The sequence below is a fragment of the Paraburkholderia dilworthii genome, assembly GCF_000472525.1.
Classification (GTDB): Bacteria; Pseudomonadota; Gammaproteobacteria; order Burkholderiales; family Burkholderiaceae; genus Paraburkholderia; species Paraburkholderia dilworthii.
This window is the reverse complement of sequence record NZ_AWZT01000012.1, coordinates 102,488-118,424: the sequence shown is the minus strand read 5'-3', so window position 1 is coordinate 118,424 and position 15,937 is coordinate 102,488. Positions and strand designations below refer to the sequence as shown.

The 15,937-nt window shown below is 59.8% G+C and carries 13 protein-coding genes and 1 pseudogene; 9 read left to right on the top strand and 5 right to left on the bottom strand.

The features are described from left to right. Positions 1–73 precede the first annotated feature (73 nt). Positions 74–338 (bottom strand): annotated as a pseudogene (locus tag F759_RS43650) (HU family DNA-binding protein). Between the two features lie 355 nt (positions 339–693). Continuing rightward, positions 694–972, bottom strand: a complete 279-nt coding sequence (locus tag F759_RS0113580; RefSeq protein ID WP_027800340.1) for an HU family DNA-binding protein — start codon at positions 970–972, stop codon at positions 694–696. Positions 973–1,474: 502 nt separating this feature from the next. On the opposite strand from F759_RS0113580, the gene F759_RS0113575 reads away from it, so the two are divergent. Then, the gene (locus tag F759_RS0113575; RefSeq protein ID WP_027800339.1) at positions 1,475–3,292 is read left to right on the top strand and encodes a site-specific integrase; all 1,818 of its coding nucleotides are present in this window, start codon (positions 1,475–1,477) and stop codon (positions 3,290–3,292) included. Positions 3,293–3,884: 592 nt separating this feature from the next. Here F759_RS0113575 and F759_RS0113570 read toward each other — a convergent pair. Both F759_RS0113570 and F759_RS0113565 read right to left on the bottom strand, forming a co-directional pair. Then, on the bottom strand, positions 3,885–4,874 hold the full coding sequence (locus tag F759_RS0113570) for a ParB/RepB/Spo0J family partition protein (protein ID WP_027800338.1): 990 nt from the start codon (positions 4,872–4,874) through the stop codon (positions 3,885–3,887). After that, a complete protein-coding gene (locus F759_RS0113565) occupies positions 4,871–6,100 on the bottom strand; it encodes a ParA family protein (RefSeq protein WP_084534254.1) in 1,230 nt (409 codons plus the stop codon). Before F759_RS0113565 ends, F759_RS0113570 begins: the two co-directional genes overlap by 4 nt. Positions 6,101–7,166: 1,066 nt before the next feature. Between F759_RS0113565 and F759_RS0113560 the strand changes: the two genes are divergently transcribed. Then, a complete protein-coding gene (locus F759_RS0113560; RefSeq protein WP_036024304.1) occupies positions 7,167–8,360 on the top strand; it encodes a replication initiation protein in 1,194 nt (397 codons plus the stop codon). Between the two features lie 373 nt (positions 8,361–8,733). Here F759_RS0113560 and F759_RS0113555 read toward each other — a convergent pair whose 3' ends face one another. Then, entirely contained in the window at positions 8,734–9,273 is a 540-nt protein-coding gene (locus F759_RS0113555) for a hypothetical protein (RefSeq protein ID WP_027800335.1), read from the bottom strand. Between the two features lie 671 nt (positions 9,274–9,944). On the opposite strand from F759_RS0113555, the gene F759_RS0113550 reads away from it, so the two are divergent. The 7 genes from F759_RS0113550 to F759_RS0113520 are packed head-to-tail and all read left to right on the top strand — an operon-like array spanning position 9,945 to position 15,937. Further along, entirely contained in the window at positions 9,945–10,646 is a 702-nt protein-coding gene (locus F759_RS0113550) for a type IV secretion system protein (RefSeq protein ID WP_027800334.1), read from the top strand. Then, entirely contained in the window at positions 10,643–11,518 is an 876-nt protein-coding gene (locus F759_RS0113545) for a TrbG/VirB9 family P-type conjugative transfer protein (RefSeq protein ID WP_027800333.1), read from the top strand. The genes F759_RS0113550 and F759_RS0113545 overlap by 4 nt, the downstream gene beginning before the upstream one ends. An 8-nt stretch (positions 11,519–11,526) precedes the next feature. Then, positions 11,527–12,819, top strand: a complete 1,293-nt coding sequence (locus F759_RS0113540; RefSeq protein ID WP_027800332.1) for a TrbI/VirB10 family protein — start codon at positions 11,527–11,529, stop codon at positions 12,817–12,819. Further along, positions 12,812–13,618, top strand: a complete 807-nt coding sequence (locus tag F759_RS0113535; protein ID WP_027800331.1) for a transglycosylase SLT domain-containing protein — start codon at positions 12,812–12,814, stop codon at positions 13,616–13,618. Before F759_RS0113540 ends, F759_RS0113535 begins: the two co-directional genes overlap by 8 nt. Then, positions 13,615–14,922, top strand: a complete 1,308-nt coding sequence (locus F759_RS0113530) for a TrbG/VirB9 family P-type conjugative transfer protein (protein ID WP_027800330.1) — start codon at positions 13,615–13,617, stop codon at positions 14,920–14,922. Before F759_RS0113535 ends, F759_RS0113530 begins: the two co-directional genes overlap by 4 nt. Next, entirely contained in the window at positions 14,919–15,353 is a 435-nt protein-coding gene (locus tag F759_RS0113525) for a lytic transglycosylase domain-containing protein (RefSeq protein ID WP_027800329.1), read from the top strand. Before F759_RS0113530 ends, F759_RS0113525 begins: the two co-directional genes overlap by 4 nt. Beyond that, on the top strand, positions 15,350–15,937 hold the full coding sequence (locus F759_RS0113520) for a TcpQ domain-containing protein (protein WP_027800328.1): 588 nt from the start codon (positions 15,350–15,352) through the stop codon (positions 15,935–15,937). Before F759_RS0113525 ends, F759_RS0113520 begins: the two co-directional genes overlap by 4 nt.

Sequence of the window (15,937 nt, the reverse complement as noted above, 5' to 3'; positions counted from 1 at the left end):
GGGGATTGCAAAGCTACGGATGGTACGAGTTCCCGGCCATGTACAAACACCGGACAACCGGACGCCCCTCCTCTCACGCGCGGTTGACTACATCCTTAAGCGCCTTGCCAGCGGCAAATTCGAAGGTCTTCGCCGAAGGGATCTGGATCTCAGCACCTGTACCCGGATTCCGGCCGACGACGGGCGGCACGTGCGCCCGTCGAAAACGAGCCGAACCCGATCAGTCGCACGGTTTCGCCCTGCGTGAGCGCGGTGATGATGGTGCCGATCAGCGCATCCAGCGTTTGGCGGTCTCAGCCTTGGGTGAAGCCCGTCGTCGCGGCGACGACACCGACCAGATCCTGTTGATCCTTGTCTTAGCTGCAGAGATGGTGAAGTGCAGCCGCCACCCTGCCCGATCCAAGGGTCCGTTCAATCGGAGCACGCCGGGGCGAAAGGTAAGAATGTTTTCCTCGGCCGGCACCGCGTGCGTGACCGCACGCGGCAACGGTTTTCGTCGTTGCGCCTAGGTTGGTTGCACCACTGCGACGAGGTCCGAGCAAGCCGACGCCCAAGCTCGAGACGGGGCGCGACACGTCAACTCAGGGTCCCACAGGTTTCGCCCTCTGACCGCCGTCGGCCCCTACAGCCCCGAAAAACCGGTTACGGGGCTGGGGAATGTCCCGAAACGAAGGGTAATCAAGTTGCACGCCCTCAGGCGACATTCACCGCATCCTTGAACGCCTTACCCGCGGTGAACTTGACCGTCTTCGCGGCAGGGATCTGGATCTGAGCGCCGGTCGCCGGGTTCCGGCCAACACGCGCGGCGCGCGCGCCTGTCGAAAACGCCCCGAACCCGATCAGTTGCACGGTGTCGCCTTTCGTGACGGTCGCCGTGATGGTGCCGAGCAGCGCGTCGAGCGTTTCGGCGGCCAAGGCTTTACTGGTGCCCGTTTTTGCGGCGACGGCGTCGACGAGGTCCTGCTTGTTCATGGTGATGTCCTTCAGGTTGGCTTGAATGCCGTCACCCTACCCGATCCGCTGACCGGTGCGCAACCGGCTTCAGAGTGGCGCCACCGGGCTCGTCTTGAAGCAGCCAACGTCGCCCACCGGTGGCACTGTCGTCAAAGGTCACCTTTTGTCGGGCGGGCCGCCTTTCAGACGACGCCGCGATGCCGTCGGTCCGCCTCGATCGCTGCCCGTTTTCCCGCTGATGCTGCGAAGCAACGATCGCCATCCTTGCCGGCTTGCGTCTCCCCCTTCGCGCTCGTCGCGCCTTCAGGCTCTGCGACGCGTACCAAGCGAATTCCCGTGGCTGTCCCCACGGGCGCCCGCCAACGTAACGCGGAGGACGGCTAGGCCATTTGCAACGACTCCCCAGTTTTGATAACTGCTATTATCGCGACTGCGTTTAATGGCCTAAATCCGGGGTTGTGGCACTCGACTCCAGACCCTGCGGGCTTTCCAGCCACCTGTTTTTCGTTTTCATTCCAGCATGGGCAACCGGTCACTTCCTATCACCCTCACGCGCGCCTATAGCCGCACCGACTTCACCGCCCTGCGTGCGTTCGTGCAACGGGTGCCGCCGGCGACCATCGCGCGCCTGTATTTCAGCGAGGACAGCGATGGCAATGCGCCCACCGCCGGGTGGGTCAGCACATATCTGCGACAGATGCAGGCCGATCTGGTGGACCTCGCGATCGAGCATGGATCACCCGTGCTCGCCGATCACCTCAAAGCGTCGGCGCGTGCGCACGGCAGCGCACGGCTCACCTCGGTTACGCTGAAGATGGTCGAGCAGGCGGCAGCGCTTGCAGTAGCGCGACCCGATGCCCAGCATCCGGTCGGCATGTGGTTCCGTCCGCTCGTGTCACTCCGGCTGAAGGGCGAAGGGATCAGGACGCTTGGCGATCTGGTGGCGTTCTGTAACCGGCGCGGAGGCAGCTGGTGGCGGCCGGTGCCGCGCATCGGTGCGGGCCGGGCCCGGCACATCGTCGCGTGGCTCCGGCAGCATGAGGCGTCGATTGGTGAGCGGGTGGTCGATGATGTGGAACTCGAGGACCCCCTCGTCGCGGCCGACTTAGTGGTCGTTGATTGGCCGCGCAGCGCACTTGTGCCGCTCGAACGGATGACCCTCGGTGCCGCTCTTTCCGGCACAACTGGCGCCAACCGGTCTAGCGCTTTCCCGTTCATCCAAGCGCGCAACGATCTGGACGCGGTGCGCGCCTACCTCAACCGCTATCGCGACCAGCCAAAAACGCTGCGGGTTTACACGAAGGAGCTGGAACGCTTTCTCTTGTGGGCAGTCGCCGTAAGGGGCAAGCCAATGAGCGCGCTGATGGTCGAGGATTGTGAAGCCTACAAGGACTTCCTCGCTCTCCCCTGCCCTTCCTTTGTCGGGCCTAGGGCGCCGCGTAGCTCGCCGCGCTGGCGACCTTTTGCGACCGATGCACTGACACCAGAATCGCAGCGCTATGCGACCCGGGCGCTACGTGCGGCGTTCGCGTGGCTGGTCGATGTCCGGTATCTGGCCGGCAACCCGTGGAAGGCCGTGAACGACCCGCGGGTGGTCAAACGGGAGGCCAGCATCCGCATCGATCGGGCACTTCCTCGAGATCTATGGGAGCGCGCCCGGGCGTTCATGGACGGGGCATGCAAACCCGTGGGCGCGAAGCAGTGGCGCATCGCTCGCGCCCTGCTCCTGCTCATGGGGGCCTCGGGGCTGAGGCGGGAAGAGGCGGCTGGCGCGGTGCGTGCCCGGCTGGTGGTTTCACCGCACAGCACACGTGTGCATCCGGTGTGGCAACTAACAGTGATTGGCAAGCGAAACCGGGAGCGCACGGTCCCGGTCAGTCCTGCTACGGTGTCCGCACTGCGCGCCCACTGGCACGACAGAGGGGAATCTTTTGACGGCCCGCACTCGCCCGCTTCACTGTCCCTTCCGCTGCTCGCGCCACTCGTGGTGCCAAATTTCAGGGTTGCCGAGGCCAAGCATGCTAATACTGATGCCCCCCAGGGTTACTCCACACATGGCGTCTGGAAACTGGTCCGGTGGGCGATGACAGGTTTGCTGGAAGGTATGGACGGACTGTCGGAAGCAGAGCGGATGGTGCTTCATGAGGCGTCGCCGCACGCGTTTCGCCACACGTTCGGGACACATGCTGCGGCCGAGGACGTCCCGATCGACGTAATCCAGCGGGCGCTGGGACATGCCAGTATGCAGACAACTTCGATTTACGTTCAAGCGGAGCAACGTCGAATGGCGCAAGAATTCGAGCGCTTCTACGCCAGCGAGCGGGATTTGGATGAATGACAAACGGCGGGCGCGATTTTCGGGAAATCACCTGTCGCTCCCCGGTCCCTGCCCCGACCGCTCGATCGAGAGCCGGCATCGTGACTGCGCTTGGCGCTTAACCCAAAGGCATTGTCAACTGACAGTTTTCTGATCGTTCAGCTTTGGCGTAACACTTCCGTAGCACCTTCAGACACTTTTCTATCAGAATGGGAGCCCCCTGAGCGCGCAGTTTAGCGCGAAGCGCCCGTGCCATCGGCAGCGCAAATTCAGTATATAAGGCCGCGCCCGTTACGATAGCAAAGGTCACGAACGGCTCGGGCCAGAAAACGCATGAATGCGGGGCCCGGCGTTATTGGCGGCTCGACGTGGACGAAGTTTCCGCCGCAGCATCCTGGCCGCCTTGCCACTTTAACCGGGGAAACTGGCGCACCGGCGATGCTCAAATCGGCGCTCCCACGCCCCGAGCGGAGCCCGCGCCAGCGCCGAACAATCCAAGTACCCAAGTACCTGATTCTATTGAATATCCAAATTGGATTAGCTGAAGCAGAGCAGTGCCGCGTCCGCTAACGCTTTGATTTGATTGAGTTTCCAATTTGGATGTTCAGCGCCATTACTTGTTGTCGATCTCAGATTCGATGAACTCGGCGATTCGTCGCGCCCATTCTTCCGCGATTGCCTCTCCGTCTTTTCCCGGAAAGCGCAGACCGACGACCCCGCTCCTGACTGACACGTCACAGAACTTCCGCTTACCGGTGTTAATTGTCCTTACCGACGGCCGTGCCGCTTTCGGACGAGCTGGGGAGGCTAATGCCAGAGCCCTCTCCTGCGTCATGTCGACTGAATTAACTAAAGCATCGATTGCCTTCGTCACCTCTTCCACTCGCCCTTGCTGCGCCAACGAGGCGAACTTCGCGGCAGCGGTGCCGCCCAGCTTGTGAGGTCTGGCCGCGACAACTTGTTTCGCAGCGTCTGGCAAGTTCTCAAACGACAGAATTCGAGCCACGTGGCTCTGCGCCAGCCCTGACATACGGGTGATATCTGCCTGGGACAGACCAAGGTTCTGCTGAATTCTCTTGAATTGCCGGTATTTTTCAAAGTCTGGAAGCGACGGCGCGAGCAAATTGGAGAACGCCGCACCTAACTCCACTTCAGCATCCGTTCCGTTGAACGGTACACCACGAATGGTCGCGCGCTTTAACTCATCGCGGTAAATCGCTACTCGGTTATTTCCAGAAATGATCTCGTTCCGACCATCGCCCAGCGGTCGATAAACAATAGGGTGCACAAGCGGATTGCTTTCGAGGTTTGTTCGAAGCTCCTTGTACTCTTCCTCAGAGAGAACTCGTCGCCGCCCCGGAATTTCGACGAGAGTTTCGATTGCGACTTCTTGAGACGCCCCGACTCCGGCGGTCTCAAGCTCCTCAATTCGCTTCATTGCCGACTGGAGTTCTCGCTCCTTCTCGGCAAGTAGCGGAAAGGAAGCCATCAATTGCCCAGGCGCCGTTTTCGGCCGTCCGGAGGGATCGTCTCCGCCCTTTGGACTGCGTGGAGACGATCCTATGGAAGCGGCTTTTGCTGCTAGTCGGTCTTTAATGCTCATTTGGCCTCCTGGCCCGCGTGCCACAACGCAACAAGTTGCTGATCGATAATCTCGGCAAACCGATCGTAGGCCTCGCGGGCCCGCTGATAGGTTTTCAGACTGCCTTGGTACCTCGAAATGTCGTACACGGTCCCGAATTCCGCCGCGGCGGTTTGCGTAACCGCAGTCGTCGGAATTTCGATCGGAAGCACCAAGCCTTCATATGTCTTGTTAATCCAATCTCGTACGATAGGCGTTGCCGCTTGACTCTGATCGACCTTCGCAAGAAGAACATGAATAAAATCGAAGCTTTTGACGAGCTCAGGCGCCACCTGTGTCATGCTTTCTGATAGGTCCGAAAAGAGGCTCCAGAACTGAGTGGAAGATGCGTAGTCGAGTGCGCTTGGCGGCGTCGGTACAATCAGCCCGTCCGCAGCCATGAAGGCGTTGATTGTCAGATAGGAGAGTGCAGGGGGGGTGTCAATAATTACGACGTCATACTCGTCCAAGAGCGGCTCAAGCCCCCGATTCAACACGTTCCAAAATTGGAATGATTGATCCTTCGATTGCTTGAACGGAAGAAAAAATTCGGCGCCAAACAATGCGGCGCTTGCGGGAATGAGATCGACGCCGTCCCAGTACGTCGACTGGACCGCGTATTGCAGGTCGTCCACGTCTCCATAAATCAACGGAAGAACCGTCTGCTCGTCAGAAACTTCGCTATCTGCCAGTATTCCGTTGAGCGCGGACAAGGACGCTTGCGGATCAAGATCAACGAGTAACACCCGACGGCCGAAGAGCGATAAGCCCTGCGCAAGCGTCATGGCCGTAGTCGTTTTGCTCACACCGCCCTTGAAGTTCCCAATGGCAATTTTCTTTCCCTTCACCCCTGCAGGCCGCTTCGCGAACGGCGCAATTTGGGCAATCCATACCCGGGCCTCCTCCAGAGTAAACTCCCGGCTTCGACTGTGCCGCAGCGTCCCTTGCGGCAAGTCGAAGTCCGACCGCGTTAGATAGTTCATTCGCTGCCGATCGATCCGACAAAGGTCTCCGACTTGTGCAGTAGTAAAAACCGGAGGATTTTTGCGCGGGTGAGGAGCAAGCATGCTTTCGCGAACATCCACGAGCATGCCGCTCGCGTTGTCGGCGATAGCTTTTATCGCCGACAGGGGCATCGGCTTCGGAGCATGTTTCAGTTGGATTGACATTACTGGCTTTTCAGAGCGCGCACGCACTGCTGTGTTCATCAAGGGCTCCCAATTTTAGTAACGCCCAAGGCTATGAGCGTCGCGTGGTTGTTTCAACACCTAAAGCGTTAATCGCCAACTCGTGTTGAATTCTGCCGGAGCTTAGTGAGGAAAACTAGGGCTTGCAAGAAGTTTCGACGTTAATTCCGGCGCACGATACACGTCCGCCGCTGATTGAACATAAGGCCCCGTATGCAATCCATCGGAAACGTTCCGACTGTGGTGCAGCTCCGTGCAGGTTGGAACACAGTGCCTCGCCGGGAAGGTCAAAAGGTCATGGTTTGTGGGGAGCTTTCAAACTACGGTCAACCAAAAGGTCATATTTTGTGGGGAGCTTTTGAGACTGGCTCCTTCTGGAAGTGATCCTTTATGGGCAAACCCGACCGGCGCGTAGTCGAGCGGACGCCTTGCACGCGACTCCAAGGCGAGGCGCAGCCAACAATCGGGCGTTCAGTTGCGTCGGCCAGCGGACTTTTCAATGTCCCGGCGTTGCGATCGATGGGGCTAGGCCGATCCCTAACGCCCAACCCACCCACTAAAGGTCATGGTCTATGGGGCAGATGGCCGCGTTATCCCCCGGCCCGGACCTCCTCCCCACGAACCCTGACCTATGGAAGCCGGATGTCTTCCGAATGTCCTTACAGATCAATCGCTTGCAACGGCTTTCTCCGCACGCCCCACGGAACCTGACTTTTCCCCATAGACCATGACCGAATCACCCACGAACCATGACCGCAAGAACCCGCTTGTACCCACAAACCCTGACCTTTCACCCCATAGAACCCTACCGAACGGAGCCGAACCAACCTACCAGCAAGGCTTCGCCCGCTGTAAACGTTGTTAAAGGTGTTTGTTTTTAAAGAAAACAACAAACAGGAGTTGTTTCTCGACAGATTCCTTCCCAGAACCCCGCACCCGCACTCGCGCGATGAGTTATGAACAGGAACAGTCATGGTCTATGGGGCGCCGGGGGCAGCGCGTAACTGCCGCGCTCTCAAAGGTCAGAGCCAAATGAGTTGCCGACATGACCTTCTCCCCCTAAAATCGCCGACGTAACGGAGAAAACATGGCAAACCTGAAGCCGCTCAACCTTCCACCCAGCGAACTGAAAAAGCATGTCGCTACGGTTCACGTTAGCGGCGAGCTTTCCCTACTTGAGCGCAAGATTGTGAACGTGCTTTTGCTGAACGCATACGACGAGCTTCTCACAAAGAAACGTCACACATTGCCCGTCGGGATTCTATGTACGATGCTGGGGTTCGACAGCAAAAACCACGACGCGTTAAAGCGTGCGTTGTTAAAAGTCATGTCGACGCCAATCTCGTTCGACCTTCTTCATGATGGCGGAAAAACAGACTGGGAGGCCTCTCCGCTTATCGCCTATGCAAGTATAAAAAGCGGCACTTGTGCATACGAATACAGTGACTGGCTCGCCGAGAAACTTGCAAACCCTGACATCTACACGCTCATAAACATCAACGTTCAGAGACAGTTTAGCGGCGGCTACGCGCTCGCGTTGTACGAAAACTGCCTGCGCTTTAAACGAACAGGATCGACTGGCTGGATCTCAGTAGAAACTTGGCGACGACTTCTCGGTGCCGACGCGAGCATGTACGATGAGTTCAAGCATTTCTCAAGTGAAGTCATCAAGAAGGCAGTCAAAGAGATAAACCAAGTCTCTAATATCATCGTCACCCCGGAGTACAAGAGGGAGGCGAGGAGGGTGGTTCAAATCCGCTTTCTTGTTGACGATAATCCCCAACGGTCGATGTTAGACAATGACGAAGACGAGGATCAGAAGGCGGTCCGGAGTTCTGATGCGTTCAAACGGCTCACAAAGCTTGGTGTTGGGGATCGACTTGCGATAAGTTGGATTCAGCAGGAGCCTGAAAGGGCGCTTCAAACGGCGCTCTACGTCGAGGAGCGTGCGAAGCGAAAGCAGATTCGAGGTAACGCTGGCGGCTACGCGAGGACAGTGTTCGAAAAAGGGACGATCATTGAGTCTCTAGGAAACCAGCTCAAAGAGGCTCCCGCACCGGCACCCGTAACCCCGGACCAGACATCGGCAGACGAAAGAGCGCGACGCACGACGGAGAAGGTCAGAGCACTGTCCCTCGCTGAAAAGCAGCAGTTCGCCGCCGAATATATGGCCCAAGGCGGTAAGGGCAACACGTATCAGCACGAAACGGGGACCTTCAAAAACGCATTGGAGCGAACCGCCTACACCTCGTGGCTTCGCGCAAAGTTAGCGGCCGATTAGAGAGCACGGTGCGCGCATTCCCGGCGTGTGGCATAGCTGGCATCCAGTCCTTCCCGTTACTCGTCGCAAGCAGAAAGTTGAGAATCTGCTCCAGCTGCGCTACTCGGGGCGCCACTTGCTCGAAGTTCGGCACATCAAGACGAAGATATTTTTGTCCGTGCACAAGGCTTGACCGCACGCCCTTCCGCTCTTTTGGATGGCCAATGGTTAGCACAGCGAATAAGTCTTCCAACGAACAGTCGTCTGAGACGTACCGTGCCGTCGCTTTGGACCAGAAAAAAACCTCGTCGCGCGGATCGCCCCCGCCTCGACGATTACCCAGCTCATCCTTCGAGCTTGGCCGGAGGTATCCCGGCGTCACCGCCGCGCGGCGTCATCGGTCGCCAACAGCGCATTCACGAGCAATTCGATCTCTCGAACGCGCGAGGCAACGCTCGCGATGTCTGGCGTGGTCAATGCGGAGGTATTTCTTGCCTCCTTTCTTGCCTCTTGCAAAGCTGATGCTAACGCCCTTATGCGGAGGACGTTGTCCCGTGGTCAGAAATGCGAAGATGTCTGCCGTCGTGCTTCCAGGCGGAAGACTTGCGGCGCGCTCCGAGATCAGCTTCTCTCCGACTTGCCGCATCAGCACGTGGAGTGTGGCCACCTGTGCGGCAGACAACGGCTTGTCGGCGATTGCGTCCAACACGACTTCGGGCAACCGCGCGACGGCCAACATCCGTGATGTGTGAGCCGTCGAAACGCCGAGTCCAGCGGCCAACTCCTTTTGCGTTACCCAAAGACCGCGCTCAATCATTGCCGAATAGAACCGGCCCATAACCACCACGGGCGCCTTCGCGGCACGCAGCCGGCTGTGCATTGAGACTGCGGTCAGCTGGTTGGGAATCTGACGCACACTAAAGTCGTACCGCATGTTCTGGGCCTCATGTATTCGTTCGAATGTTTACGTCCGGATCTTATCGTGCCAATAGTTCTGTCAAGATCGCTATCGCTCCCGAAGCTCGTTACGCAAAGCGCTGAGCGGCTACGTCGTTAAGCGGCCAGTCGGCGTCCTTGCAAGGGTTTTTGGGGTCTGGGGAAAAAATCCTAGCGCCAATTGATAAGCTTGGTAGCGGCCATTTGGCTTGATAACCAAGCGCCAGGCTGGCGGACTATTTCAGACATCGTAACAATAGATCGCGAGACGCGGATTATGTCTCATTAAAGTCGCTGAAACTGAAATAGGACCGTGAGCCGGCTCACGGTCTCAACGAGATCAATCTATCGCGTATTTCCCTGAAGAACGCATAAAAATCAGTCACTTAGGGTCGGAATTTAGCCGGGACAAGCGGCGTGACTGACCTTGTAATTTATGGAACCGGCTTGGCGACGGAAACTGCTCTACTTTACGGGGCTGAATAGGGTGCGCCGACCGTAAAAGCTTCAATTATTTACCGTCATTCCGGGTTAAGACCGTGAGCCGGCTCGTCCCAATCGCGGGACGAATCCCGTGTCGCTAATGCGGCTGCAAATCACACCTCTTTTGCATGACTGGCTTCCTGCTGGCGCTGATTCAATTGAGTCGGCACAAATGGACCGATCGTCATGCGTTTATTCCGCAGTAAAAAACAGGTAGCGCTCTCTACAGCGCCGGGTGGTTATTCGGAAGAGGACCCCGAAGGGCTCATCTTCGATATGGGCGCGCGCCTGCGCACGGAAGCGAATCACTGGAAGCTTTTCGCCTTCTTTCTGGCGTTCGTTGCCGGTGGGGCGGTGTATACGCGAAATCCAGCGCCGTCGGTGGTCAAGGCGTACGGCGTCTCGTCCGACGCTAATGGCCATGCGGTTGTCCGACAGTTGACAGCCTACAAGCCCGACGATCAGGCGATTCGCACCGCACTGAAAGAAACGGTTGAGAGCTGGTTCACGATCGAGCCGGTGCTCACAGACGACATCCAGGCTTCGCGGATGGCGCGCAACATCAACGCCGTCAAGGCGATGATGGTCGGCAACGCACGCAACCAGTTCGCTGACTGGATCAAGGCCGACGCGCCGTTCCAAGCTATTACGCTCAATCCGAAGCTCGTGCGCGAGCCGCGCGTCTTCAACGTCGCATTGCTCGAAGACTCGACGGCTGTCGTTGAGTTTACAACCAGCACCACCCAGTCACCGACCGACAAGCCGGTCGTCCAGAAATACGCGCTGACTTTCCGCTATCAGGTCGTCCCTCCGACTGCCGAAGACGCGCTCGGCCGCAACCCGTTCGGGCTCTTCTATCCGTTGTTCTCCATGCAGAAGACCCAATGATGAATTCGAACCGTACGTTTGCCTCGTTGATGGTCGCCGGGCTGTGCGTCGGCGCGATGTGTCAGCCGGCCAGTGCCGCGAGGAAGGGCGAAGCGCCGTCGGGCGCTTCGTTCGATATTGCGAACGCCATGAGCGATCCAATGAGCCCGGTTAACCCCTACAACGCTGGCACGGATCCCGTCACGATGCCTGGCGACGCGCGTATGGCGGTGTTTCCGTACAGCCGCGACCAGATCTACCGGATCATGACCGCGCCGTTGAAGAACACGACGATCGAGCTCGCGCCCGGCGAGCGGCTGACCACGGACCCGGCGATGGGCGACTCGGTGCAATGGATCGTCGACACCGACGGAGGTAACCATGTATTCGTGAAGCCGATCAGACCCGGTCTCGTCAACACGTTGCACCTGACGACGAACCTGCGCGAATACGATATGACGCTCGTCTCTTCGCCGATGGGCGGACTCTTCTATCAGACAGTTCGCTTCAATTACCCGGGCTCCTTGATGGCGAAGGTGCGTGCGCGGGAAGAGGCCGGCTATGAGTCACGCGACGGCCAAAGCTCGGCGAACGATTCCGGTCCCATTGGCGTGTCTCCGGACAAGCTGAACTTCGATTACACCGTTTCTGGTTCCGCGTCGTTTCGGCCCGAAACAGTGTTCGACGATGGCAAGTCCGTCTGGTTGCGCCTGCCTGCCGACGCTCCGTTCGCCGTCCCGATCGTGAAGGATCACGGTGATGTCGTCAGCCCGAACTTCATTCGCCGCGGGCAGTACATCGTCATCCAGGAGATGGCGAAGGAAATCGTGCTGCGCGCGCCGAATGAGGAAGTGACCATCAGGCGCCGGCGTCCGGGCCTGTTCGGATTCTGAGTCGAATTATGGCTACGCAAAACGGACAACCTGACAGCGACCGGGCGACGATCGTCAAAGGCAAGTCGCCCCGCAATGTGCTGATCAGCGCAGGCGTGGTCGTCGCCGTCATTATTGGCGCGCTGGGCTTTTACTATCAGGTCAAGGAAGGCAACAAGGCCGAAGAAGAGGCGAAGCTCCAGAAGAAGGCGAAGCAGGCGGAGGTTGTCGACAAGTCGAACAATACCCAGGACCTGAACAAGACCATCGACGACCAGATGGCAGCGGCGCGGCGTCAGGCAGCTTCAGAAGCGCGTGCGGCGGCCGCGCCGGGCGCGCAGTCGACAGCGGGGGCCAGCTCGACGCCTGCTTTGAACGCGGATAATTTTCTTGGGGACCAGCACACGCAGCAGATCAAGTCACAGGCAGATTCGGACGCAGTTTTCGCTTCGCCGATCTTTCGCGCTGGCCTGAAAGTGAAAGACACCGCCCCGCAGCAGGCAGGGCAAATCCCGGGCATTCTCACGCCCGCGCAGGTTGCCGCGCAACAGGCCGCCGCACAGCAGGCAGCAGGCGCGTCGGTGGGTGACCGCGTGGCCGCCGCCTTGTCGGCCGCCGGCGTCGGCGGACAGCAGGGGCCGCGGCCCTATTCAAGCCAGGATCACGATGGCGCCTTCATCAGGAACGTCGCGAATCAGTCCGGGAATGGCCAGGACTTCGCTCGGACGGGTTTTGTCGGGCAGGCGCGCGGCTGCGTCCTGTCGCCCCCGCATCACATTCCGGTGTTGTCGATCGAAGGCCTGAATTCAGACAGGCCCGGCACTGCTGCGCTGGTTGTCGAAAAGGACGTTTACGACAGCATCCGCGGCGACTGCCTGATGATTCCGAAGGGGAGCATGATCACCGCGCCCTACAGTTCGGACATTCAACCCGGTCAGGAAAGCATTCTCGTTGCAGCAACCGAGATGCGTCTGCCGAACGGCAAACACGTACCGTTGTTCGGTGCGCAGGGCGCTGATGCCGATGGGACGGCCGGGTTCTCGGGTGACGTCAACAACCACTTCCTGAAAATCTTCGGCACATCTTTTCTCGTTGCCATTCTGCTTCGAAAGTTCGACGGTGGCGACACCTCGACAACGACCGGACCGCTTGGCGTCACGCAGGTCGGGAGTACGGGCGGGCAGGTCGCGGCGACTACCGCCCAGTCGGTGCTCGACCGGTACAAGAACATCCCGCCGACTATCACGGACGGTCCGGGCGAGCGTCGCTTCATGTTGAAAGTGAATCGCGACATCTACATGGAGCCGTACCGTGATCAGTAAGCGATTTCTTCCCGCCTTGCTGGTCGCAGTGTTTGTGCCGGTGGCGCATGCCGCGACGATTGAAGAGGTCATCAGTCCGACAAGCGTCGTGCTCGCGCAAGGCACCGCGCGCACGATCGCAAAGATCGATGGAAAACCCGTGTTCTATTGCGGGCTTTCCGCCTTTGGATCGTGGGCCGCGCATCTGGTCGGCCAACCGGTAGGCCGCAACTCCGAGAGCGGGATCACCGTGGCTGTGGATGAGCGCGATGTTGCGCTGGCCGGGCTGCTCGTCAGTAAGGGCTGGCTCCAGCCCCCGATGCTTGACGACGAAGCACAGGCCGCTATCACGGAGAGACGCGGAGGCTGGGCGTGCGCGAGTGCGGTCACGCCGTTCGAGCTCATGCATGGCAGCGTCGATCCGAAGGTTCTGGCGGGCATTGCGCTGAACGAGTCAGGGCTCAATGGGCATGCGTGGCCCTGGACGCTGAATATCGCAGGACAGGGCTATTTCTTCAGGTCGCGCGAGGACGCCTACCGCGTTGTGCAGTCACTGATCGCGCGTGGTCGCAGCGACTTCGATGTCGGCATCATGCAGATCAACTGGGGGTACCACGCTCGCCGCTTTGCATCGCCCTGGGATGCGCTCGCGCCCGCGACGAGCATCCGCGTGGCTGAAGACATTCTCAACGAGAACTACAGCAAGACCCATTCGGTTGCAAAGGCGATCGCCTATTACCACAGCGCCAATCCGGTCCCGGGCCAGGCGTATCTCGCGCGCTTTGCGCGGCACCTCAACCAGATCCAGGCCGGACTATGAAGCACACCGTTTCCCGCATCGCCGTCGCGTGCGCCATGCTCTTCGTGGCGATGGCGTCGCATGCTGCGAACACCGACCCGTTCGACTTCGATTACGAAATCGCGGGTGGGATCGCTGAGCGCCCGGCGCTCATTTTCAATGACGGCTCCAAAACATACATTCAGCCGCGCGCGGGTCAGGTCATCACAGCCGCTGGCGGTCATCAGGAAGGGCCGTACGTTGTTGTCGACGGCACGCCCGAGACGATCACGTACACGGTAGCGGGTCGCTCGGCCAGTGCGCGCTGGACGAGGGCGAATGCCTTTATCGGAGCCGGCGCGCGCGGTCCGCTGGCGTCGTTGCGCGACGACCAGCCGGCTGCGTTCGACGGCTTCACGAATCGACTGGTGCTGATCGGCTCCCACGGCTCGCTCGAGCCCGTTCGTGTGCTGAGTGGTTCGATGCCGGTGGCCGCCGTCGTGAAGGCACTCGTCCCCCAGGGATGGACGGGCTCCGCCCAGAAGGATGTGGACCTGACGGAAAACACCGGCTTCGCCACCCGCGCCGGCGAGAACTGGATGCAGGCGCTTGATCGCCTGATGACGCAAAGCGGTCTATACGCTGATGTGGATTTCACGTCACGTCATATCAGGGTGCATCGCGACGCGCCCAAGTCCGGCGCGCTGAACTACGCTGCTGGCCAGAAGTCACCGGCCGACGCGATCGCGCAGACGGTCGCAATGAAAGAGGGCGCAGCAGGCGCCTCCGCCGCTGGTACGCCGCAAGCGTCGCTGCTCGCGCAGTACTTCGGCGCTCAGGCGATCCGCGATGGCGACGACACACATACGCAGATCCGTTTCGCGGCAAAGCCCGCAACCGAGCTGACGTTCAGGACGCTGGACGGTCGGTCGCTACACCCGAAGTGGGATAGCGAAACCGCGGTCATGACAGTCGAGCGTGCGGAACGCATGCTGGTTTCGGACGGAACGCGCACGGTTGAGCTGGGCCGCTCGGCAGGCACGGTGTACGACTTTGACGCGGGCAGCGCCGCGCATCTGGAGGCGGTGTTCGACCGCGACGGCCAGACGTTCTTCAAGTTCGCAGACTCTGTCGTGCAGGTCCATGTGAGCGACGTGAAACACCTGGGCTTCGGCGAGCAGAAGGGCCGCTACTACATGTTCAACGGCACGGCGGACCAGTTCATCGTGACAGCCGATGGCGCAACTGTGAATGTCACGCGGCGTCACGACGTGAAGTATTTCGAGCGTCCTGCAGCGGGCGCACCGACGACGGCGTCGGCGGCATCTGGAGCCGCGAAATCATGAGGCGCGTGATTCCGGTTCTCATCGCTACGGTACCTGCACTGTGCGGGCCGCTCGCGCACGCGGACTGCCTTGATGACGCTGCGGCGTTCCAGCACGTGAGTACGCAGCTTGTCCATGCGATTGCGCAACACGAATCCGGGATGCGTGCGAACGCTGTGAACGTGAACAGCAACGGTACTGAAGACATCGGTCTGATGCAGATCAATTCGTCGTGGCTGCCGAAGCTCGCGCGCTACGGCATCCGGCGTCAGGATCTTTTCAACCCGTGTGTGAACGGCTACGTCGGCACGTGGATTCTCGCATCGAATATCCGGCAGTTTGGGCCGACATGGAAGGCCGTCGGCGCCTATAACGCGGTCTCGACGCAGAAGCAGCTGATTTACGCAAACGCCATTTATCGCCGCCTACAGCGGCTGGGGCAACAACAATGAATGTGACCATCGAACGTAACGACCGGGCGCGCGTGGTGGCGCGTGTTCTCGCCGTAATCCTGCTCATCGCCGGGCCCGCATGGACGCGCGCAGCGACCGATCCGAGCCCGTCGCGCATCGCCGCGCCGGCAGGCGACGGCTGGCAGGTCCTTTCAGGTGCGCCGGCCGGCAACGTGCCCGGTGAGGCTCCCGCAGCGGCTGTGAGCGGGTCGGTGTTGCCACCGTCCACCGCGCCCGTTTCGATGGCCGTGGCTCCGGTTGTTCTGCCAGCGACAACGACTACGGCTACGACTACGGTAGCGGCCGCGGCGCCTGGCGGTGTACTCACGTTTTCGGTGTCGCCATCGGACCGCAATCTGCGCAACGCCCTCGACCGCTGGTTACAGACCCAAGGCTGGCAACTCGCGTGGAAGGTCGACGATGACCTGCCGCTCGAGTTCAACGCGACGTTCACGGGCGACTTCACGTCAGTGCTTGTTCAGGTCATGAAAGCGACCAACCACATGCGCGTGCCGACCCGCATCTGCCGTCATTCGAACAACGTCATCCGCGTCGTGGCACGCGCGGCCAACTGCCAGGAGTAA

Bases quoted from the DNA above. Each gene is read 5' to 3' on its own strand.
- F759_RS0113580 (WP_027800340.1), bottom strand. From the start codon at position 972: ATGAACAAGCAGGACCTCGTCGACGCCGTCGCCGCAAAAACGGGCACC.
- F759_RS0113575 (WP_027800339.1), top strand. From the start codon at position 1,475: ATGGGCAACCGGTCACTTCCTATCACCCTCACGCGCGCCTATAGCCGC.
- F759_RS0113570 (WP_027800338.1), bottom strand. From the start codon at position 4,874: ATGAGCATTAAAGACCGACTAGCAGCAAAAGCCGCTTCCATAGGATCG.
- F759_RS0113565 (WP_084534254.1), bottom strand. From the start codon at position 6,100: ATGAACACAGCAGTGCGTGCGCGCTCTGAAAAGCCAGTAATGTCAATC.
- F759_RS0113560 (WP_036024304.1), top strand. From the start codon at position 7,167: ATGGCAAACCTGAAGCCGCTCAACCTTCCACCCAGCGAACTGAAAAAG.
- F759_RS0113555 (WP_027800335.1), bottom strand. From the start codon at position 9,273: ATGCGGTACGACTTTAGTGTGCGTCAGATTCCCAACCAGCTGACCGCA.
- F759_RS0113550 (WP_027800334.1), top strand. From the start codon at position 9,945: ATGCGTTTATTCCGCAGTAAAAAACAGGTAGCGCTCTCTACAGCGCCG.
- F759_RS0113545 (WP_027800333.1), top strand. From the start codon at position 10,643: ATGATGAATTCGAACCGTACGTTTGCCTCGTTGATGGTCGCCGGGCTG.
- F759_RS0113540 (WP_027800332.1), top strand. From the start codon at position 11,527: ATGGCTACGCAAAACGGACAACCTGACAGCGACCGGGCGACGATCGTC.
- F759_RS0113530 (WP_027800330.1), top strand. From the start codon at position 13,615: ATGAAGCACACCGTTTCCCGCATCGCCGTCGCGTGCGCCATGCTCTTC.
- F759_RS0113525 (WP_027800329.1), top strand. From the start codon at position 14,919: ATGAGGCGCGTGATTCCGGTTCTCATCGCTACGGTACCTGCACTGTGC.
- F759_RS0113520 (WP_027800328.1), top strand. From the start codon at position 15,350: ATGAATGTGACCATCGAACGTAACGACCGGGCGCGCGTGGTGGCGCGT.